This window comes from Campylobacter concisus, from assembly GCF_050447485.1.
Lineage (GTDB): Bacteria > Campylobacterota > Campylobacteria > Campylobacterales > Campylobacteraceae > Campylobacter_A > Campylobacter_A concisus_BQ.
The window spans coordinates 1558041-1580200 of sequence record NZ_JALMFY010000001.1 but is presented as its reverse complement, the minus strand read 5'-3'; the positions used below and the strand labels follow the sequence as shown (position 1 = coordinate 1580200).

23 protein-coding genes are annotated in these 22160 nt (G+C 34.9%); 6 read left to right on the top strand and 17 right to left on the bottom strand.

Going from position 1 to position 22160, the window contains the following annotated elements; all coding sequences use genetic code 11:
• Positions 1-33: 33 nt before the first annotated feature.
• The 4 genes from MTT29_RS07990 to MTT29_RS07975 are packed head-to-tail and all read left to right on the top strand — an operon-like array spanning position 34 to position 3279.
• Positions 34-498 (top strand): SET domain-containing protein-lysine N-methyltransferase, encoded by a 465-nt coding sequence (locus MTT29_RS07990; RefSeq protein ID WP_429800290.1) that lies wholly within the window; start codon positions 34-36, stop codon positions 496-498.
• Positions 495-1862, top strand: coding sequence for a hypothetical protein (locus MTT29_RS07985; protein WP_429800289.1), 1368 nt, complete (start codon positions 495-497; stop codon positions 1860-1862). The genes MTT29_RS07990 and MTT29_RS07985 overlap by 4 nt, the downstream gene beginning before the upstream one ends.
• An 11-nt stretch (positions 1863-1873) precedes the next feature.
• Positions 1874-2542 carry an amino acid ABC transporter permease gene (locus MTT29_RS07980; protein ID WP_429800288.1) on the top strand — a complete coding sequence of 223 codons (669 nt, stop codon included), beginning with the start codon at positions 1874-1876 and terminating at the stop codon, positions 2540-2542.
• The gene (locus tag MTT29_RS07975) at positions 2542-3279 is read left to right on the top strand and encodes an amino acid ABC transporter ATP-binding protein (protein ID WP_021089416.1); all 738 of its coding nucleotides are present in this window, start codon (positions 2542-2544) and stop codon (positions 3277-3279) included. The genes MTT29_RS07980 and MTT29_RS07975 overlap by 1 nt, the downstream gene beginning before the upstream one ends.
• Positions 3280-3308: 29 nt before the next feature.
• Here MTT29_RS07975 and fldA read toward each other — a convergent pair whose 3' ends face one another.
• The 4 genes from fldA to MTT29_RS07955 form a co-directional block, all read right to left on the bottom strand.
• On the bottom strand, positions 3309-3800 hold the full coding sequence (gene fldA, locus MTT29_RS07970; protein WP_103573842.1) for a flavodoxin FldA: 492 nt from the start codon (positions 3798-3800) through the stop codon (positions 3309-3311).
• 11 nt (positions 3801-3811) lie between these two features.
• Positions 3812-4525 (bottom strand): hypothetical protein, encoded by a 714-nt coding sequence (locus tag MTT29_RS07965; protein WP_429800287.1) that lies wholly within the window; start codon positions 4523-4525, stop codon positions 3812-3814.
• Between the two features lie 3 nt (positions 4526-4528).
• Complete coding sequence (locus MTT29_RS07960; protein ID WP_002939277.1) at positions 4529-4840, bottom strand: DUF2325 domain-containing protein; 312 nt, start codon at positions 4838-4840, stop codon at positions 4529-4531.
• A gap of 136 nt (positions 4841-4976) precedes the next feature.
• The gene (locus MTT29_RS07955) at positions 4977-6143 is read right to left on the bottom strand and encodes a sugar transporter (RefSeq protein ID WP_429800286.1); all 1167 of its coding nucleotides are present in this window, start codon (positions 6141-6143) and stop codon (positions 4977-4979) included.
• Positions 6144-6299: 156 nt separating this feature from the next.
• Between MTT29_RS07955 and nifJ the strand changes: the two genes are divergently transcribed.
• Positions 6300-9851, top strand: coding sequence for a pyruvate:ferredoxin (flavodoxin) oxidoreductase (nifJ, locus tag MTT29_RS07950; RefSeq protein ID WP_429800285.1), 3552 nt, complete (start codon positions 6300-6302; stop codon positions 9849-9851).
• 31 nt (positions 9852-9882) lie between these two features.
• On the opposite strand, the gene MTT29_RS07945 is transcribed toward nifJ, so the two are convergent.
• Positions 9883-10329, bottom strand: a complete 447-nt coding sequence (locus MTT29_RS07945) for a hypothetical protein (RefSeq protein ID WP_429800284.1) — start codon at positions 10327-10329, stop codon at positions 9883-9885.
• An 80-nt stretch (positions 10330-10409) separates the two neighbouring features.
• On the opposite strand from MTT29_RS07945, the gene MTT29_RS07940 reads away from it, so the two are divergent.
• Entirely contained in the window at positions 10410-10916 is a 507-nt protein-coding gene (locus MTT29_RS07940) for a DNA-deoxyinosine glycosylase (protein WP_429800283.1), read from the top strand.
• A gap of 63 nt (positions 10917-10979) precedes the next feature.
• Here MTT29_RS07940 and MTT29_RS07935 read toward each other — a convergent pair whose 3' ends face one another.
• The 12 genes from MTT29_RS07935 to MTT29_RS07880 form a co-directional block, all read right to left on the bottom strand.
• Positions 10980-13574, bottom strand: a complete 2595-nt coding sequence (locus tag MTT29_RS07935; protein WP_429800282.1) for a hypothetical protein — start codon at positions 13572-13574, stop codon at positions 10980-10982.
• Positions 13571-13762, bottom strand: coding sequence for a hypothetical protein (locus MTT29_RS07930; RefSeq protein ID WP_429800281.1), 192 nt, complete (start codon positions 13760-13762; stop codon positions 13571-13573). The genes MTT29_RS07935 and MTT29_RS07930 overlap by 4 nt, the downstream gene beginning before the upstream one ends.
• Positions 13762-14985, bottom strand: coding sequence for a lysozyme inhibitor LprI family protein (locus tag MTT29_RS07925; protein WP_429800280.1), 1224 nt, complete (start codon positions 14983-14985; stop codon positions 13762-13764). Before MTT29_RS07925 ends, MTT29_RS07930 begins: the two co-directional genes overlap by 1 nt.
• On the bottom strand, positions 14985-16202 hold the full coding sequence (locus MTT29_RS07920; protein WP_429800279.1) for a lysozyme inhibitor LprI family protein: 1218 nt from the start codon (positions 16200-16202) through the stop codon (positions 14985-14987). Before MTT29_RS07920 ends, MTT29_RS07925 begins: the two co-directional genes overlap by 1 nt.
• Positions 16203-16445: 243 nt before the next feature.
• The gene (locus tag MTT29_RS07915; RefSeq protein ID WP_257784944.1) at positions 16446-16568 is read right to left on the bottom strand and encodes a hypothetical protein; all 123 of its coding nucleotides are present in this window, start codon (positions 16566-16568) and stop codon (positions 16446-16448) included.
• A 300-nt stretch (positions 16569-16868) separates the two neighbouring features.
• Positions 16869-17306 (bottom strand): hypothetical protein, encoded by a 438-nt coding sequence (locus MTT29_RS07910; RefSeq protein ID WP_429800278.1) that lies wholly within the window; start codon positions 17304-17306, stop codon positions 16869-16871.
• 12 nt (positions 17307-17318) lie between these two features.
• Positions 17319-17528 (bottom strand): hypothetical protein, encoded by a 210-nt coding sequence (locus MTT29_RS07905; protein ID WP_429800277.1) that lies wholly within the window; start codon positions 17526-17528, stop codon positions 17319-17321.
• 12 nt (positions 17529-17540) lie between these two features.
• Positions 17541-17837 carry a hypothetical protein gene (locus tag MTT29_RS07900; protein ID WP_429800276.1) on the bottom strand — a complete coding sequence of 99 codons (297 nt, stop codon included), beginning with the start codon at positions 17835-17837 and terminating at the stop codon, positions 17541-17543.
• A 1383-nt stretch (positions 17838-19220) separates the two neighbouring features.
• Positions 19221-19412 carry a hypothetical protein gene (locus tag MTT29_RS07895; protein WP_429800275.1) on the bottom strand — a complete coding sequence of 64 codons (192 nt, stop codon included), beginning with the start codon at positions 19410-19412 and terminating at the stop codon, positions 19221-19223.
• A gap of 455 nt (positions 19413-19867) precedes the next feature.
• Positions 19868-20212 carry a hypothetical protein gene (locus tag MTT29_RS07890; RefSeq protein WP_429800274.1) on the bottom strand — a complete coding sequence of 115 codons (345 nt, stop codon included), beginning with the start codon at positions 20210-20212 and terminating at the stop codon, positions 19868-19870.
• 48 nt (positions 20213-20260) lie between these two features.
• Entirely contained in the window at positions 20261-20689 is a 429-nt protein-coding gene (locus tag MTT29_RS07885; protein WP_429800273.1) for a hypothetical protein, read from the bottom strand.
• Between the two features lie 382 nt (positions 20690-21071).
• Positions 21072-21581, bottom strand: coding sequence for a hypothetical protein (locus tag MTT29_RS07880; protein WP_429800272.1), 510 nt, complete (start codon positions 21579-21581; stop codon positions 21072-21074).
• Positions 21582-22160: the final 579 nt, after the last annotated feature.

Sequence of the window (22160 nt, the reverse complement as noted above, 5' to 3'; positions counted from 1 at the left end):
ATTGGCTTTACTTTTTGAGAACTAGGAGAAATTTTGAGCGAAAAAGATACAGATGTAACAAAAGACATAGGCTTTATAGATGAAACCATAATTGACAATATAAATTTTACGTATATTTCTGAAAGTAAAATTCACGGATTTGGACTTTTTGCTAATAAAAATTTAGATAGTGGCACAATACTTTGCTTTTTAGATGGACAAGTAATGAGTTGGGATCACTATGATGAAATAGCAAAGAATATAAATTTAGGAAAATATCAAAACTATATTTTTATGGAGTGGAATGCTCTTAGCAATAAAACATTACTTGTGCGAGCATTTAGGACAAAATATAGCTATATAAATCACTCAAGCGTGCCAAATGTAGAGATAAAATACAATCCAATTCGCATAGAAACAATAAAACAAATAAATAAAAATGATGAAATAGTTATAGACTACAACAAAGAACCATTAAAAAAAGAATACCTTGACGACAAAGAAAAAGGGTTTTTGTGATACATATTAAAACCACAATTATTCAACCAATAGAAATCAACACACAAACATTAATAAAGCTTTTTGATACAAAGATAAATATTGAAAATTTTAAAAAATATGAAAATATTAAAGCACCTTGTTGGAAACAAACTATGGATGAGCTTTTTAATCTATATAGTTCATTTATAATTTTAGATAACCAGCTTATAAATTCTAAAGCTTTAAAAGAAGAATTAAAAAATGATCATTTTAATATCAATGATAAATTTAATATATCTGATTTTATAGATGACAATGGTTTGCAAGCATATTTAATGTTTGACTACAGGCTATTTCAATTTTGTATAGTGCACGAGATAGACTTTGTTTTGCCACTAAATAATATAGAAAATGTCACTAGACATGAACAAGACAAATTAGATTTTTATAATTGTATTCGCAATATCTTCGTTAAAGAAACCAATAGCTCATATCTGCCGTCTATTATCTTAAATTTACAAAACAACCTGATCAAAGAGGCAAAAAAATTTATAGATGCAAATTTTAACCTCAAAGATAGTGTAGATAGCCTTAAAATACTAAATAATAGCGGAAATATAACAAATGTAGCTATCTTAGAAAACTTAAATGATAAAGAGTTCGAAAAATACTCAAATTATTTATTAAATTTAAATTCATTAGCTGAAAGAAATCAAAACTATAGTTCTCCTATAAAAATAAAATCAGTAAATTCAAAACATGATAATTTATACTTTTTCAATGGTCGCTTTCATACGATAATATTACAAAATCAAAAAGATAAATACAGATACATACCAATACAATTTCAAATGCAATACCTTTGGTTTTATTTATCTAAACAGATAAATTTAATACTCGAGTTTTACAATGACAATATTTTAAAAGATAACTCTATATCAAAAATATCAGAATACAGCGATAAAATCGATGCAATAATAAATAAAATTGAAAATCTAAATATTTTTAATCAAAAATTTAAACTTTCTATTGAAGCTGATAGTAAAATTTACCACGCAATAGAAGAAAAATGGAATATAGAAAATATGATCAAAACTTCAAACGAATATGTTGTCTATTTTAAAGATTATCTAGCAAGAATTTACACCAAGAAAAGCTCCAAAATGGAGCAAAGACAAAATAAGATACTCTTATTTATAACTTTATTTCAATTCATTGCGCTTCTAAGTGTTTGGAATGATTATCTAAATTTATTAAGCGTTGAATTTTTAGAAAAAGCAAAAGGCATATTGCCATTATTTGGTTCAGAGAGTAATCTAGAAGCTTTCAACATATATCTACCAATTATATTTTTCATAATAATTTTATGTATGTTTTTTTATATCTTCAAAAATAAGGAATAGCTAAGGCAAAAATGGAAAATTTAGATAGAGTGATCGAGCTTGTTTCAAGCTCGACGCTACCGATGATCATCGCACTTTTAAAAGTGACGATCCCACTTACTTTGCTCTCGTTTTCGCTAGGGCTTGTCATCGCCATTATCACAGCAGTAGCAAGGCTTTCAAGTATAAAAATTTTAAAATTTATATTTGCCACCTATGTTTGGATATTTCGTGGCACGCCGCTTCTTGTGCAGCTTTTCATCGTATTTTACGGACTTCCTAGCATCGGTGTCACGCTTGATACTTGGAGTGCTGCTACTATCGCATTTAGCCTAAACGTGGGCGCTTATGCGTCTGAGTCTGTAAGGGCTGCCATACTTTCTGTGCCAAAAGGTCAGTGGGAGGCTGCCACATCGCTTGGCATGACGCACTATCAAATTTTAAAGCGCATCATCGCGCCTCAAGCAGTGAGGATCTCACTCCCTCCGCTTTCAAACACATTTATAGGCCTTGTTAAGGACACTTCACTAGCAGCTTCTATAACGATGGTAGATATGTTTATGGTCGCTCAAAGGATCGCAGCAAGGACCTTTGAGCCACTCATCCTCTACATCCTAGCAGCACTCATCTATCTAGTAGTTTGCACACTTTTAACCTATCTTCAATCAAGGCTTGAAAAAGCTGTCTCAAGGTATGTCTAATGGCTATAAATTTTAAAAATATAAGCAAATCTTACGGCGATCATTTGGTGCTAGATAACATAAACACAAGCTTTAAAGAGGGGCAAACGACCGTGATAGTTGGCTCATCTGGTTGTGGCAAATCAACGCTTCTTAGATGTATAAATTTACTTGAGATCCCACAAAGTGGCACTTTAGAGGTAGATGATAGGAGTGTAAATTTTAAAGAGAAGCTTAGCTCAAAAGAGCTTTTAGAAATTCGCAAAAAAACAGGCATGGTCTTTCAAAGCTTCAACCTCTTCCCGCACCTAACAGCGCTTCAAAATGTCACAGAAGCTCCGATCTACGTTCAAAAAAAGGATAAAAACGAGGCGATAAAAGAGGCAAAAGAGCTTTTAGCTAAAGTGGGGCTTAGCCACAAAGAAGATACCTATCCAAACAGGCTCTCAGGCGGACAAGCGCAGCGTGTAGCCATCGCTAGAGCACTAGCTGTAAATCCATACTTTTTGCTACTTGATGAGCCTACAAGTGCGCTAGATCCAGAGCTTGAGGCTGAAGTTTTAAAGGTCATCTTATCTCTTGCAAAAGAGAAAAAGTCTATGATCATCGTCACTCATAATATGAATTTTGCTAGAAAGATAGCTGATAGAATTTTGTTTTTGGATAAAGGAGTGATTGCGTTTGATGGCTTGGTAGATGAGTTTTTTAACAGCCAAAATGAGAGGATAAAAAGCTTCATCTCGGCTATGGATATATAAATTTAGCTAGAAGATCTAGCTAAATTTAACTATGCAAAGTATGGTTTTATCTGCTCGATCCAAGCTGAAATTCTACCCTCAGTCTTGTCACTTTGGTTATCAGCATCAAGCGCTAGACCTACAAATTTACCATTTCTTACGGCATCAGAGCCATCAAATGTATATCCATCAGTGCTAACCTCGCCCACTACTTTTGCACCTGCTTTTACGACCTCATCGTAAAGCTTTGCCATGCCGTTACAGTACTCATCTGAGTAGCTCTCGCTATCGCCCATACCAAAAACAGCGACCGTTTTACCGCTTAAATTTAACGCTTTAAAGTCAAACGCGTCCCAGTCATCTTGAAGATCGCCACTGCCCCAGGTCGATGTGCCAAGGATGAGCTTATCAAAGCTATTTATCTTTGCTGCGTCCACATCAGAGACGTTTAAAAGCTCGTTTTCAAGCCCCAAACCCTCGCTTATAAGCTTTGCTGCATCTTCGGTATTTCCCATGCTACTTCCATAAACTATACCTATCATTTTTATCCTTTTTAAAAAATTTTACTAATAATCGTATAAGGCACGAGCTTTATGCACCCTCTTGCAAAGCAGTGCCTAACCTCAACATGCCGCCTAAATTCCTCATTTCTAGGGCAGACGATATAAACCATCTCGCACTCACTACCAAGCGCGCAAACGGCTGCATCGATGTCGTCGTTTAAATTTCTCATATCATCAAAGCTCACCCTTTTAAAGCTTGGCATGACGCTGAGTAAATTTTTGCCATTTTTTTTGACCGAGATGACGCCGCCGTTTAGCACGACCTCTTTGTCCTGATGGCGGAGGCGTATTTTATCATAAACAAACTGGCAAAACATCTGCCCTGCGTCAATGAAAAACTCAAATTTCCCGCTTTTATAAAGCATCTTTATCATCTTTGCAGCTGCCATCTTTGGCTCTTTCGCTACAAATTTCAACGCTTTAAAGTCATTTTTCAAATAAGCATTTATGATGATGTTTGAAGGCATGCAAAAGCTATCAACTGGTTTGAAATTTAAAAATTTCTCACGCAGCAAGAAATTTATCCTAGCCTCAAAAATATCTTTGAAATTTAGAAATTTAGCGTAAGAAAGCGGGATCTTTAGCTCGCCCTCAACGCCAACATTATAAAGTGCGATGAAAATTTTCGCACGTGAAAGCTTGTCAAGCTTTGCAAAAATACTTGGAGTTATTTCGCCAATATCTGATAAAAACCCGAACTTCATCGATTATTCTTTGCATCCAAATTCCTTATCTAGGCCAAAGACCTTACAATACTCGCAAAATACGCAACTAACGCTTCTTTTAGCACAAACGATAGGGATATTTCTCTTTTTTGCTTGAGTTTTAATGGTCTTCATCGTGTTGTGATTTAAAAAGCTAGTGAGCATCACCACGCACTCGGTGTCTTGTGGGATCGGCTTGCGATTTACGCGGTTTTCGTTTCTAGCGTCCCAGTGCTCTATCTTCTCAGCCCCCAAATCATGCAAAACAGCCTTAATAGGCGTGATCTCATCTGCTCCGATAACTAAAACTGACATAACAAGCTCCTAAAATTTATTCGTTTTCTGATAACGATTATAAAAAAGCTTAGCTAAAATTATTCTTAGTTATGATATTTATTATCACTTATTTGTAGAAATTTGTAACGTTTTTGGTTGTTTAAAAAGGCTAAATTTAATTAGCCTTTTTAAATTTAACCGCCGCAACGAGAAAGATGACAAGCCCAACCGCTGCAAAAAGGCTACCAACGTTGCCGATATTTTGCTCTCCAAGGCGAACTATCGTCTGATGTCCTATGAGTGCGCCAGCTCCTATGCCGATATTGTAAATAGCCGAGTATATCGCCATCGCAGCGTCTGTGGCGTTTGAGGCTAAGCTTAGCACCTTTATCTGAAAGCTCATATTTATCCCAGCTATGCCAAGCCCCCAGATAAAGGCAAGCACAAGCATCAAGCTCTCGTTTATAGCGATCAAATTTAGTTCCAGCAAGCAGGCTAAAATGATCGCTATTGAGATAGCTGTAAAAGCATTTGGTATGAGCTTATAAAATTTAGAGAAAAGCACGCTTGCTACGATGCCAGCGACGCCAAACAAAAGCAAAAATATGGTGATAAATTTACCATCAAAACCGCTTATGTCTTTAGCAAACGGCTCGATGTAGCTATAGGTGCTAAAATGCGCGCTGATAACGATAGCAGTTAGCAAAAATATCACCATCAAAAAGCCATTTCTTGCTAACTCTGGTAGGCTTTTTAGCGAGCCTGAGTTTTTGCTAGGCAAAAGTGGCAAAATTTTATATAGCCAAGCGCCAACCCCCACAGCAAAGATCCCTATCAGCCCAAATGTGACACGCCAGCCCAAGCTATCGCCTAAAATCCTGCCAAGTGGCAAGCCAAGTATCATCGCCATCGATGTGCCAAGTGCCAAAAGTCCCAGAGCTTGCGAGCTTTTATTGATAGGTGCGACCCTGACGGCAAGCGAGGCGGTGATCGACCAAAATACGGCGTGTGAGATGGCTATTAGCACGCGAGCTATGACTAAAACCGTGAAATTCCAAGCAACCGCGCAAAGTGCGTGAGAAGCGACAAAAATGATAAAAACCTTTAAAAGTAGTGACCTTCGCTCTAAATTTGCAGTTAAAAGCATAAATGGTAGCGAGAGTATCGTCACACTCCACGCATATATCGTGATGATGAGCCCAGTATCAGCCGTACTCATGCCAAAATCCTTCGCCATATCGCTTAAAAGCGGCACTGGGACAAATTCTGTCGTGTTAAATATAAAAGCTGCAAAAGCTAGTGCTATAACCCTTAGATAGGCTATTTTATGGACATTTATCAAAATTTTATCCTTTTTACTTTGCCTCTACAATATTAAAATTTGACTTACATCTTAGTTATTTATAAATTTTAATTTTTTAATGATAGAGATTAATGACAAATTTTGGATTATTTCCTTATAATAAAGCCATTTTTAAGATAATTTTAAGGCGGAAATATGTCAAAAATAATGAAAACTATGGACGGAAACGAGGCCGCAGCTTACGCGTCATACGCATTTACCGAAGTAGCTGGAATTTACCCTATCACTCCTAGCTCGCCTATGGCTGACTACACTGACCTTTGGGCAGCGCAGGGCAAGAAAAATTTATTTGGTATGCCAGTAAAAGTGGTCGAAATGCAAAGCGAAGGCGGCGCAGCTGGCACGGTGCATGGCTCGCTACAAGTTGGTGCGCTAACTACGACCTACACAGCTTCTCAAGGCCTACTTTTAAAAATCCCAAATATGTATAAGATCGCAGGCCAGCTCCTCCCTGGCGTCATCCACGTCTCAGCTCGCTCTCTAGCAGCGCAGGCTCTTTCAATATTTGGCGACCACCAAGACATCTATGCCTGTCGTCAAACTGGCTTTGCTATGCTAGCAAGCGGCTCAGTGCAAGAGGTGATGGATATCGCTGGCGTGGCGCATTTAGCAGCGATTAAGGGCAGAGTGCCATTTTTACACTTCTTTGACGGCTTTAGAACGAGCCATGAAATTCAAAAGGTCGAGGTGCTTGACTACGCGCACTTTGATAGACTGCTAGACCGCGAAGCGTTGCAGAAATTTAGAGACAATGCACTAAATCCAGAGAGCCCAAAAACTCGTGGCACAGCGCAAAATGACGATATATATTTTCAAACACGAGAGCTAAGCAACCGCTTCTATGACACAGTGCCAGATATCGTAGCAAACTACCTAGCTGAAATTTCAAAGATCACTGGCCGTGACTACAAGCCGTTTAACTACTACGGCGACCCGGAAGCGACACGCGTCATCGTGGCTATGGGCTCAGTGACGCAAACTCTTGAAGAGGTCGTGGACTATCTAAACGCAAAAGGCGAAAAGGTGGGCATCATCAAGGTGCATTTGTACCGCCCATTTAGCATAAAGTACCTATTTGACGTGATGCCAAAGAGCGTGAAAAAAATAGCCGTCCTTGACCGCACAAAAGAGCCTGGCAGCCTTGGCGAGCCACTATATCTTGATATAAAAGCAGCGTTTTACGGCCAAAAGGACGCACCAGTCATAGTTGGCGGCAGATACGGCCTAAGCTCAAAGGACGTCGATCCTGCGCAGATGCTAGCTGTATTTGAAAATTTAAACCAAAACGAGCCAAAAGACGGCTTTACGGTTGGTATCGTCGATGACGTGACATTTACGTCGCTACCAACTGGAGAGAAAATTTCACTAAGCGACGAGAGCGTTAAAGAGTGCTTATTTTACGGCCTTGGCGCTGATGGCACCGTGGGCGCAAACAAAAACTCGATAAAGATCATCGGCGATAAAACCGACCTTTACGCGCAGGCATATTTTGCCTACGATAGTAAAAAATCAGGCGGCTACACACGCTCGCACCTTCGCTTTGGCAAAAAGCCGATCCGCTCGACTTATCTCGTCTCAAACCCGCACTTTGTGGCTTGCTCAGTCGCGGCATATCTTGAAATTTACGATGTAATTGATGGCATCAGAGAAAACGGCACATTTTTATTAAACTCTATCTGGGACGCAGAGCAGACCATAGCGAAGCTGCCAAATAAAGTTAAGAAAATTTTAGCTAGCAAAAATATAAATTTCTACATCATAAACGCAACCAAACTAGCGCACGACATCGGTCTTAAAAACCGCACAAATACCATAATGCAGTCGGCATTTTTCAAGCTTGCTGACATCATACCATTTGAAGATGCGCAAAAATACATGAAAGAGTACGCTCACAAAGCCTACGCTAAAAAGGGCGAAGCGATCGTGCAGATGAACTACAACGCTATCGACGTTGGCGCAAATGGGCTCATAAAAGTGCCAGTCGATCCTGCGTGGACAAATTTAGCAGATGATGAACAAAAAGATGAAAAATACATCGGCAACAGCTTCATCGAAAACGTCGTAAAACCGATAAATGCGGCTCGCGGTGATAGCCTACCAGTCTCAGCCTTCATAGGATACGAGGACGGACACTTTGAAGCTGGCACGACGGCTTACGAGAAACGCGGCGTTGGCGTCATGGTACCAAAATGGATCGAGCAAAACTGCATCCAGTGCAACCAGTGCGCATTTGTCTGCCCACACGCTGTCATCAGGCCATTTTTGATAGACGAAAACGAGCTTAGCGCAGCCCCAGATGGCGTAAAAGAGCACAATTTAGAAGCCAAAGGCAAAGAGGTCAAGGGACTAAAATATAAAATCCAAGTAAGCCCGCTAGACTGCACCGGCTGCGAGCTGTGCGCGCAAAACTGCCCAAGCAAAGAAAAATCGCTCGTCATGGTGCCGCTTGAAGAAGAGCTAGGCAAAAACGAACAAGAAAACGCTGATTATCTATTTAAAAAGGTCGCTTATAAAGACGATCTCATGAACAAAGAGAGCGTTAAAGGCGTTGGCTTTGCTAAGCCGCTCTTTGAATTCCACGGCGCTTGCCCGGGATGTGGCGAAACTCCGTATATCACGCTTATTACAAGGCTCTTTGGCGAGCGTATGATCGTGGCAAACGCGACTGGTTGTAGCTCAATATATGGCGGCTCAGCCCCATCTACTCCATACACCACAAATGACGAAGGCAAGGGCGTTGCGTGGGCAAATTCGCTATTTGAAGATAACGCCGAGTTTGGCATGGGTATGAACGTAGCGATGGAGACTATGCGCCACCGCATTGAAGATATAATGAGAAACAATATAGATAGCGTGCCAAACGCACTTTCAGCGCTTTACAACGACTGGATAAATTTCAAAAATGATGGCGAAAAAACACAAGAGATCACGAAAAATTTATTGCCTATTTTAGAGCAAAATTTAAGCGCGCCAGGCGTTAAAGAAATTTTAGAGCTTAAGAAATTCCTAGTCAAAAAGTCCCAATGGATCATCGGCGGCGACGGCTGGGCGTATGACATCGGCTTTGGCGGACTTGACCACGTGCTAGCAAGCGGCGAGAACGTAAATGTGCTAGTGCTTGACACCGAAGTTTATTCAAACACTGGCGGCCAAAGCTCAAAATCAAGCCGCGCAGGCTCGATAGCGCAGTTTACAGCCAGTGGCAAGCCAGCTCAGAAAAAGGACCTTGGCTACATCGCGATGACTTACGGCAACATTTTCGTAGCGCAGATCAACTCAAACGCAAGCCAAGCAAACGTGATAAAAGCGATCGCAGCGGCTGAAGCGTATGATGGCCCAAGCCTCATCATCGCCTACTCTCCGTGCATCGCTCACGGCATCAAAGGCGGCTTGTCACAGTCAGGCGGCCAGGGCGAACTCGCTACAAAATGCGGATACTGGCCGACATACCTATACGATCCGCGCCTTTTAAAAGAGGGACAAAATCCGCTTAAAATCACTTCAAAAGAGCCTGATTGGTCACTTTATGAAGAGTTTTTGCTAAACGAAGTTCGCTACAACTCGCTTAAGAAAACCAACCCTGAGCATGCAGACGAGCTATTAGCTAAAAACAAGGCCGACGCGCAAAGACGCTACCGCCAGCTAAAACGCCTTAGCCTAGCAGACTTTAGCGACGAAATCAATTAAATTTTAGGTGCTTTTGCACCTAAAATTTACTCTAGCAGCTAGAATACATCTTGCTTGAAATCTTTTTAAATTTAATACTGAATATCTCGTCAAAGGCAAAATGACGCTCCTTAAGATCGCCCATCATATATGAAAAATAAAATTTCTTCTCCACAAAAGCCACTTCACTGGCTATGATCTCTCCAAGAGCGCTATCATCTATATGAAAATTTTTAAAAAGGGCACTTAGCTCGTAGTAGCCATTTTGCAAGTCTCCGATGTAAAATTTAACCCTAGCGCCGCTTTTCATAAGGGCAAAAGATACTATCTTTGCGTCACTAAAATTTATATCTACAAAAATTCTCTCAAGCGTCTTTAGCTCGCCATAAAAAGACCTTATATACGAGCCATAATCCTCTATCCTCTTTTCAAACCCATCATCGTCTAGATCGCCACTTATCCAACCCTTATCGAAAAACCTCATCTTGCACCAAGGCACTGCAGCTCCTTAAATTTAACTTCTAAAGCAAATTTTATATATCATTATCTAAAATTACCCATAAATTTAAAAGGTAAAATATGAGCCAAACACACCCTTTTAAGCCAATCTTTGATAAAAACTCTAAAATTTTGATCCTAGGCTCATTTCCCTCTGTCATATCTCGTAAATTTGGCTTTTACTATACAAATCCGCAAAACCGCTTTTGGAGGGTGTTAGCTGCGATTTTAAACGCTGCCGTGCCAGAAAGTACGGACGAAAAGATAAAATTTTTACTTTCTCATCACATCGCGATATATGACGCGGCGATATCATGCGAGATAGAGGGCTCAAGCGACGCAAAAATGAGCAAGATCATACCTGTAAATTTAGAGCCGATTTTTAGCGGCGCGCGCATAGCACAGGTATTCGCAAACGGCGGCAAAGCTTATGAAATTTGTAAAAAATACTTAGAAGATGAGATCATAAAAGCGACAAAAAACGAGGTAACAAAACTACCATCAACCAGCCCTGCAAATGCTAAATTTAGCTTTGAAAAGCTCAAATGCGAATGGAAAGTAGTAGCAAATACATTAAGAGATAGCTAAAATTTAGCTAATTTGCTTGTCTGTTATTACAAATGCCAAAATATAAAACTAGAATATAGCTCCTTACTCAACCTCTAACTTAACCTCTTTACTATCTAGTCCAACTCTTTGTTTTACTTCGTTAAATTTTTGGATAAATCTGTTTTTATTCTCACTATCTATCAAATTTATTCCGCTTTTTATAGATGATGCTCTTTGTATATTGCTATCTCTTGCATAAATTTTGCATGGCTCTATATATGATCTATCTTTGCCATCTATGCTTTGGTAGCATGTCTCACTTAGCTTATCATCTTCATATATATCTATATCACCACTGCTTAAATTCGAGTTTATATAGTACGTTCCTTTAGGCATATGCTCTACTTTCTCATCTTTGCTCTCTTTATCAAAGATACCGCCAGACAAGCTTGTATCAAAGCACATAGTGGCATCAGTATGCCCAAACTCATATATACAAAGCTTGCCATTAGAGTATTTTAAATAGATAGGTGCTTTTATATCTACTCTAATATGTGTCTTTCCAAATTTAGTCTTAAACGCAGGTAATCTTAGATAGGCAAAAAACATTATGATATGGTTGCCATGATTTAGTCTTTTTAGTAACTCTTTATCTTTTATATCATCTTTTGGGCTAAAGGTGATCTTTTTACCTTTAAATTTCTCTTCGCTTAAATTTATCGCCCCTGCTACCTTATCTACCATAACCTCACTATTATATTTATCCTCTCTTATCACCTTATATGCCCAGCTTACCTCTTTGTAGTCATCATCTCCCTTATTTGGTAGATAAACAGCCTCTAAATTTAAAGTATCATTTGTGGTTAGATTTGTAGCGCTAGTGTTTTCTAAGGTATTTAACCTTATCTCAGTTATATTTTTTTGATAAACGACCGTAGATACTTTGATGTTAAACTCAGCACCCCCATCTTTTTTATCTTTACTAGCCAAAGTTACAACAGCAGTATCTTCTTTGGCATGTATCTCGCCAGTGTCATACCTTTTGCTTAGATCAAATGTAGCTATGATAAATTTTGAAGTCTTTTTAAAGCCTGAAGAGTTTTTGTCTAAATTTATATTTATTCTAAATTTAGCCGTATATGAGTTTTTAGAGCTACTATTACTATCTGCGTCTTTATCATCGTTTTTCTTTAGGTAGTAAGAGGGATAGACCCTTTTATCTTCACCATTATGAAGATATACCTCTTTTATATCACAGCTTTTGCCCTCTTCATCTTCTATGATTAGATTAGTGACCACTAAGTGGAAATTTCCTTCGCTTTTAGTTGAGATACTATCAGTAGTATCTGGTAGCCTTAGCTTTATATCAAACATACTTGAAGCCTTGTCGCTTCTTATACTATAGCTGTTTTCTTTGGCGAAATTTAAGAGATTAAAGCTCATTTTTTCAAAGAAGTTAAGAGTTATTACATTGCCACTATTAAAGGCGTATCCCTCATCTTGTGATATGAAAATGTCGTTAGTATTTTTGTAGATGATGGTTTCACCATTTGTAGAAGGCTTTATAAAGCTTATCTCTTCATCTCTTGAGTTTTTATTAGGCTCTCTTACGTCTTGCTTATAGTCCATAAGCACTATCTCGCTCTCACTACTATTTCCATTTGGATTTAAATTTGAACAATCAAGCGATGTATTATCCGCTAAGACGATAGTAAAGGTTGTGTTTTTTGGTTGGATAGGCATTACAGGAAGAGCTGAAGCTGTTGGATATATAAGCAAGATATTTCTCTTAGCTTCAGGCCTAAACTCACCATTTTCTGCTCTTATCTTTAAGAGCTTATTTATCCTTGAGATATTATGGCTATTATCATCTTTTGTGGTGATCACATAGATATCTTCTAGTTTAAAGCTCTTTTGGGTGACATCTTTTAAAAGGGCATTTATCTTATCTGCGAAAAATTGCAAGATAGTGTTGTATTTTCTGTAGTGTTCGTTAAAGTCAGCATTACCACTTGAGTAGCCAGCTATAGTTCTATTACCTTTAAATTCCTTAGTAGTCTCATAAGCTATAGCGTTTTGTAGATAGGTTATAGATGGCTCATCTTTATCTTTTATCTTTGCTACATTTAAAAGAGAGAATAGATCCAAACACTCTTCAAAGGATATTGCGTTTATGCTTATGTCTATTAGGGTATTTTGCTTAACCGCATTATTGTTAGCATTACTTTCAAAAAGTCCAAATTCATTCGACTCTATAAATCTTCGTTTGGCTATGCCTATCTCATTATCACCATTACTCTTATACCTTATCTCATACCAAGCTCCAAAGCGGTTTTTAGCTCTTAAGTGAGCTTTTAGACCGTCTCCTACAAGGCTTGGATTATTATATGTCATGCTCATTAGAGCTATATATTCTTTACTACCTATGCTATATTTATCTATTTTACTCTCTTGCGGGCTTATAGAGGTATAAGCTAGTTTTTTATTTAGACCATCTCTAAATATTTCAACAACCTCTGGCAATATATTAATGATTTGATCATCATCTAGCTCAAATTTTCCAAATTTCGTGCTCTTTTTATCTTCTGTTTTTATACCCTCTAGATATTCTGATACCTTAGATCTTAAATTTTCATCAGTTTTTACCCCTACTCCATTAATGGTATTAAGTAACCCAGTAAATTCTTCTTCACTCATCTTAGGATCAGAGTAGATCTCGTCACAAACTTTTTTAGTATCTCTTTTAAGGTCACATTAAAACCACAACCTATGGTGGCAATATTTTTACCATCATAATATAGTTTTTCTCTAAAGCCTTCAGCTTTTTCTAATGTATCTCCTAGCTCATTTTTAAAATTACTAGCATTTCTCTCATTGATTGGCATTAAAACTCCTTGAACTGATCAAGATACTCTCTTATAAGCTTAGTATCATTTCTATCTTTAAATCTGCTTTGGATAGGCATTCTACAAACTAAACGATTTCCACTACCTTCCGCAGCATAAACCCTAAAGAAAAATTTATCAGCTACCATAAAAGTTAGCACATTAGGAAAATTACTTGAATCTATATATTCTCCAAATTTATCTTTTCTCTCTTTTCCATGTAAATTTGAAGCATATAGTATTCTTACCATTCCATCTGAAAGTATATTTGCATCATAGCTTTTATCGGTAGCATATATTCTATTACTAAAGCCACCTATATCATTTTTTATTGTCTTTTTATAGACTTCTGTTGCAAAATCAGCATAATTTTCCTTTACAAAATAGTCTAATCCTCTCTTTTTAAACTCCTCCTTGGTCTCTTCTACCTCTTTAAATTTAAGTCCAGACTCTGGTTTTTTCCCAGGTCTTATATACTCACCATCCAAAAAATCACTAAACTGCAAACTAGACTGTCTGCAATAAGGCTTATATGTTTTACTTCTTAGATCATATATATCTTTTTCTTCTCCGCCTATGCCTACGCACATGATAAAGCTTCCAACTGGAGCAAAGTCAAGCTTAGTGTAGTAGTAGTTCTTGGTGGTGTTTAGCTCTCTTTTTGCAACATCTTCATCAAGAGCATCGATTAGAAATTTCTCATAAAACTCTTTATCTTCTCCATAAGGTGGATTATCTTTATTTACGGGCTTTGGGGAGTCCATCCAGAATTTTTGAGTAAAGTAGTTATAGCATAGATCATTTGTGCTATTTTTATCATTTATTGAAAAACCTGTTCTCCAATCGTATCTTGGTACTATAGATTGTATTCTATTAACATATCTACTAAAGACACAGCTATTAAATTCTTTTTCATCTTTTTTTGTATTGCAATACCTATCTCTATACTTAACCCAGTCGATCTGACTTTGTTTTAGCTTTTCTAAATATGGCTTTATCTCCTCTTTAGCTTCTTCATTCATATAAGCAAGGTCATATTTACCCATCATTAGATCATAAGCTTTTTGCATATCTCTATCTACTCTTGATATATCTTCATCAGAACATATTAGCTTTTCTACTCTTGTTTTAGCTTTAGAGCAATCAAAGCTAGGCTGGATACGATCGTTTGAGTAAAGATGTGACGAGATTAGTAGTATTGACATAACTATAAAATTTTTCATTAAAACTCCTTAAACTGCTCAAGATACTCTCTTATAAGCTTAGTATCATTTCTATCTTTAAACCTGCTTTGGATAGGCATTCTACAAACCAGATAATTTCCGTATTTATCCATATAAACTCTAAAAAAGAATTTATCAGCAACTATAAAAGCTGGCGAATTGGAATGACCATTGGAATATGTATACTCTCCAAATTTTTCCTTTCTTTTTTCCCACTCTAAATTTGAAGCATATATTATTCTTACCATCCCATCTGAAAGTATGTTTGCATCATAGCTTTTATCGGTACTATATATTGCATTACTAAAACTATCTGCATCATTCTTTATTGCTTTTTTATAGACCTCTGTTGAAAAGTTATCATCCTTTTTATAGTCTAAGCCTCTTCTTTTAAACTCTTCCTTGGTCTCTTCTACCTCTTTAAATTTAAGTCCAGACTCTGGTTTTTTCCCAGGTCTTATATACTCACCATCCAAAAAATCACTAAACTGCAAACTAGACTGTCTGCAATAAGGCTTATATGTTTTACTTCTTAGATCATATATATCTTTTTCTTCTCCGCCTATGCCTACGCACATGATAAAGCTTCCAACTGGAGCAAAGTCAAGCTTAGTGTAGTAGTAGTTCTTGGTGGTGTTTAGCTCTCTTTTTGCAACATCTTCATCAAGAGCATCGATTAGAAATTTCTCATAAAACTCTTTATCTTCTCCATAAGGTGGATTATCTTTATTTACGGGCTTTGGGGAGTCCATCCAGAATTTTTGAGTAAAGTAGTTATAGCATAGATCATTTGTGCTATTTTTATCATTTATTGAAAAACCTGTTCTCCAATCGTATCTTGGTACTATAGATTGTATTCTATTAACATATCTACTAAAGACACAGCTATTAAATTCTTTTTCATCTTTTTTTGTATTGCAATACCTATCTCTATACTTAACCCAGTCGATCTGACTTTGTTTTAGCTTTTCTAAATATGGCTTTATCTCCTCTTTAGCTTCTTCATTCATATAAGCAAGGTCATATTTACCCATCATTAGATCATAAGCTTTTTGCATATCTCTATCTACTCTTGATATATCTTCATCAGAACATATTAGCTTTTCTACTCTTGTTTTAGCTTTAGAGCAATCAAAGCTAGGCTGAATTTTTTCACTTGAGTAGAGGTTTGATGTGATTAGTAATGTGGATATAACAATAAGTTTTAAATTTTTCATTAGAGTTCCTTTTATTCTGATAATGAAATCTTGTTATTGTATCTATTATGAGATTTATTAATCATAATTTAAAAGCTTATTTTAACGCAAATCATCCACTATTTCGTATTTGTCGCCATATTTTTAATATAATTCGCTTAGATAACTTAGCACCTACTTTTTATCTAGTTCTCTATACAAACAAGGATTTGTTGAGCCCGTCCTATAAATTTAAATTCTACCTTTCTAAATATTTATGGCCACTTATGGTCTATATCCACATACTGCACCATCTTTTTCATGGTCTTGACATATATATTCTTTTTCAGCGCAAGCTGTAAAAACAAATGCTAACAAAGCAAACATGATTAATTTTTTTATTTCCATTTTATCTCCTTTGATTTTGTATTAAATAATAACCCATGCTGACGCATCTTTTGTCTATCCATTGATCTATACTCAAAATTTTAGATTCTTTATTGTCATCATCTACACTCGTAACAATACCGCATCCCGACAAAAATAAGATAATAAATAAAAATCTTATCTGTAACCACACTGTACCATACCTCCTTTGTCATTGTCTTTTCGTTTTTACATTACTTTATGAGCCAGTAGTCGCTAAATTTGAAATATCCTTAAGCTTCATTTTCTTAGTACCTTGCCTTCTTTGCTACTTAAAATCAATTAAATAAGCTTCTGCAACTTCATAAATTTTTCTTTTTGTTTAGAACCCGAAATATATTGATCTATTTGTGAATATAAAAGTGGCAGTTTTTGAAGATCGCTAGTTAGTATCTCAAAATCATTTTTGACACAGAACGATATGATAAATTTTAAAATATCCTTATATTCACTAGTGAAATTTATACGCAGCAATGCCCCATCTACCAATCCATTGTTGTCAAAAGAGATCTGCAGGCAGCTATCCTCTAGATTGCCATAAATGTCCAAGCTGTCCGACCATGATTTTACTTGTGGCAAAATAGAAGCAACACTATTAAAAATTTCTTTATTAACTGATACTTTATGCCAAAGGATAGAATCATCAAATGTTTTTAAATTTAAAACCGCCTCATCGCTGTTACTCGGTAAAATGTAAAAATCACATTGCCAAATCGCCAATACTAACTCCTTTTATGAATATAGTTTTACAGCATAAAAATTGCCATTGCTATTTTTGCATACAACAGTATCATCAAAACTAAATTCTAGCATCTCATCAAGTTTTTCAAAATCGGTCTTATCTACTATCTTAAAGATATTTTCCTTTAAATAAACTGCTTTGACTGGACGCCAAACAGGTATATCTTCATTTAGTATTTTTACATAAATATTAGTAGTCATATTTAACTCATTTTACTCATATTCTTCTTCTAATTGGCAACTGAAATTTTCTATATCTATTTTAATACCAAATTTTTCAAACAGTATCTTGTTTATCTCTGGCGTTATATCGTAGGCTCCACTTAGGTATTCATTCCCATTTTCATCTAATTGGATATGTTTTTCATATGGATATACATTTAATAAAACATTCTCAATATCATTTAACGTACAATTTTCAATAGGGATAGATTTTACAGAACTATCATCAAATTTATTATAATAAATAACACAAATATTAGATTCTGGTTTAGATTTCACTTTTTGCACCCCTACCCATTAGCCTCTCCCAAATGCCTACCTTTATTATCAATATGCTACCAGCATAAGACTACATAAATCGCCAGTATTTTGTTGATGTAAATTTCTAGCACTTTGAGTAATAACTAATTTTTACATCTTTTTTAGCCTACTTTAAAGACTCTCCGCTTGTTCCAGAATTTCTATTTTTGTTATTGCCCCTCGAATCCACCAGCTTAAGACTCATAAAAGTATTATTTATATTCACACATCAATTTGTTTAAATTTACAAAAAAAAGAACAAGCAAGATAGCAAATATCAACTATGAGCTGAAGACATAAACAAGCAAATGCGATATAGAGTAAATTTCTATCACCTAGGTCGTATGCAAAAAATTGAGGAATGTTTATAAAATTTGTCAGGATGATCATTATAGCACCAAGAAAAACGAAAAAATACCTAATAATAAACTTTCTGCCCTTGTTTTTAGACTCTTTTAGCCAAAAAATCAAAAATATAAAACTTGCGACAGATCCGCAAATTAGACCAATATTATTAAAAGCCAACGTTATCTCCCATCAAAAAAACAGTAACTATCAGAAATATATTCAAAAATAGTTGATAATAGCCAGAAAAGTGCTTAGGGTTATTTTGCCAATCTATCAATATAATGGCTGGCCAGATCATATTCATAAAAAAAACAACTATCATAGCCATTAATATTCCGGTGCTTGTTTCTGACCAATTGTTGTGATAATAGACAATATAGCAAGCAAAATAAACAAGTATGGCAAAACCTATAAAAATACATAAAATAGATAAAAATCTCAGAAATTTATATATGAAATTTAGCATAAATCGCTTACTTATATATAGTATTAAATAAAGCACTAAATTTGATATTAAAAAAATAGATATTAAGTCCACTTGTTATCCTGTCACTTTGTAAGCTGAAAAATGGATTTACTCCAAACCTTGTCAATTAGTTCAAAATCCGCCAACTTTTGCTTTTATCCTTTAATTTTACATTTTTAACCTTTAGCAAATTCTTGATTTTCTTTTTTTGATTTCTCTTTTTGGATTTTGGTGTTATAAAATAAAAATTTGCATTACTCGGACATTTTTGTAATTGGGTATTTTTTGATGTTTTTTGTGGAACGGAAGGCAAGATAAAAAAATGCAAAACTAGCTGCCAAGCTAATAATAGCTGGAATAAAATAAGTATCACCCAAACTAGAAAAATCATGCTCTATTGCAAATCTTTCGAATTTTTTATTTACAAATATTCTAATAGACATAAATAAAAATCCAAAGCCAATAAATCCATAGCAAAAATTTATAAAACATAGTTATTCCTTGAATTTGTTGTTATTGTTTTTGCTGTTTTCTAAATTTGCATCTTTAAATTTGACTTATTCTTTGGATTTGTAGAAAAATCCTAAACATATAAAAAATAACCCAACAATGAAAAATCCAAAAATATTTTTTTCATCAATTGTTTGCCAACCATGAAACCTAAAATAAATTTTGCCACCAAATAAAGCCCAAATGGCTTCCAAAAGAAAAATACAACCTAAAAAGATAAATTCAAATTTAGTGTTCATTTTCTATTCCAAGTATTTTTTTATATTGCTATATTATCAAAAGAATAAGTCACTTATTGTTACTCCTGTTAAACAAAGACTATATTATCATTAAACAATCTTTTGCAAATTTAATATCTAGGTTCTATTTTGCCTATTTGTTCCCATGCATGCGATCTACTTATATCTTTTTGCAACATTTTATTCATTTAGGCTTCTCTTTATAAAAAATACCAAAAATACAAAAACTCGCAAATATAAAAAATAACGCAAAAAATATAAATTTTTCAACATCATTTGAAAAGTAATATTTAAATCCACGATATGAAATATAATTAAATTCCAAAAAACTAAAAGCGTAAATATATGAACTAATAGATATAAAAATCAAAAAAATCTTAGTTCTCATTTGTCGTTTTTCCACTCTTTATAAACTCCACACAAGCCAGCTCCTACTGCCCAAAGCAAGAGAATGTCTAAACACTTTTATCTTTTTCTAAATTTTTCAACTCATCTGGAAACTGTCTATAATATTTTTCAACTTCTATTGTTTCAACATTACATTTAGGGCATTTGCCATTTTTAGTATTAGCGTAATTATAACTATTTTTACACTTTGGGCACTTTGTAAATTCTGGTATTTTAGAATTTAACCTTATCAAATATATCGTATATGTGATCAACAAAATAATTAAAACTATCTGCATGATTATAGACTGCGCAGTTGATACTACATATACTTTTCCTCCTTTATAGCCTTCGTCTGTTAATAGTTTATATAAATTTAAAGATGATAACAATGTAAAAAATATTGCTATCACGATCCGTATTTTAATCATGACTTAAGCCTATTTACTCGTAAATTTACATCAATCATCAACATTGCCTTTATCTTTTTTTCGTTTATTTCTAATGCTTCTTCTTTTGGGTCCTTTTTTCCTTTTTTCTAAAAATTCTAGTTTTCTTATATAGTCACCATATTTATTTGCATCCATCACCTCGCCACCACAAAAATTGCATTTACTTTTATCGCGTAAATGCCCAAACCACCAAGTAGTTTTACATTTAAGGCATACTAAATACTCTGGGTATTTTTTGATGTTTTTTGTGGAACGCAAGGCAAAATAAAATCCAATACAGCCTAAAATAAAAAATGCAAGTACTGATAGAAGATACCAATCCCCCATATTTCTAAAATCAATAAATTTTTCACCTATCTTTACGCTTTGATTAACAAGCAGACTAAACACATGCAAAAAACACATAACACCCACAAAAAACGCAAAAATTCTATCCACTACTTTCTCTCTTTTGTATTAATTTCTTGTATTGAATTTATAGTATTTATTATGCCTTTTTTAAAAAAATAATAAGTATCTTTTATCTGTTCTCTTGGGTCAGAAGCAATCCAGCCACCAATGCCAGCCCAATAGCTTCTGGTATCCTAGTCGGGGCATAACTTGTAATAAAATCTTCTCCCCATCGCGCATAATTTATCATGCTTAAATCGCTAGCTTTCTTAAATTCCTGTTTTGAGATAGTTTTTATACCTGATCGTTGCAATGCGTTTTTCCCAACAGCCAAAAGCCAATCTTGCGTAACTTCATAATGATTTTAAACTAGCATCTTTTCTTTTTTATAGGCTCAATCAGTCTTATTATATAGTTTTTAATTAATGGATCATGCCACCGTATCATCACCACTGCTGCATTGTTTATTCTTTAACTTTACATTTGTAAAATTAAGCGAATTCTTTTTTTCAAATTTAACTTTTGACTTCTTTTGTTTTTTTGGTTTTCTATTTTGTGGTTTATTTTCCACAAATTTTTCAGGCCACAAAATCCAAATAATCACACCAACAGCAGAAATCCATGAAAAAATACACAAATAGATTAAATAGCCATCTGATTTATAAATTGTAAATTTAATGAGAAAGTAAAAAACAATAACAATAGAAATTAAAAGTAAAATATTTGTTTTTAAAATTTTTATACTTTTATTTCTGCTATAAATTATAAAGCTATGACGAATAAACTTGAAACTAAAATACAGCACAGGTAAACCAATAAGATATAAGATGATCCAAGCAACAATTGAGTACTGATTAGCCAAATATACGATCAAATCTACAATTTTATATTGAAATTCTCGCCAGAAAGCACTGAAAAACTCATTCATTACCATTGCCACCAATAGTCTTATCTTTACTACATTACGAAAACCACAGTTTGCCCAATGAAAATTTGCAAACTTGTAGAACCTTGTATTTTCTGGTCATTATATCCCCTTTGGATGATAGCAATTGCTCAAAATACGATATAAATATTACCAAATTCCATGCTAATACAAAAATTATTTGACCTATTTCACTTAACAACTATCCAAAACACTAATACAAAAATGCAAAAAACAAACCATACAAATGCTACAAATCCATTATTTTTTACTTGATCGTTTTTTATTTATACAAAGTTATGTCACTTCTTTTAATGCCATTTTTTATCACATAATATCCGTTAAACAAAATAGGGCACAAAATCAACATATACAGCCTTTGTTCACCAAAAAAAATAAATAAATATCCTAAAAATAAGATAGACAAAAAATAGTAGTAGCCAAACTTTTAAAAGTATTAATAAATTATTTTTCATTTTTATCTACTTTCTTGCTTTAACTTTCTACTATTTCTATATAAATTTTGATTTTATAATGTTTTTTTAGATATTTGTGTGCTCTTTTTTAAATATCCTACAAAAGGTTTGATGAATA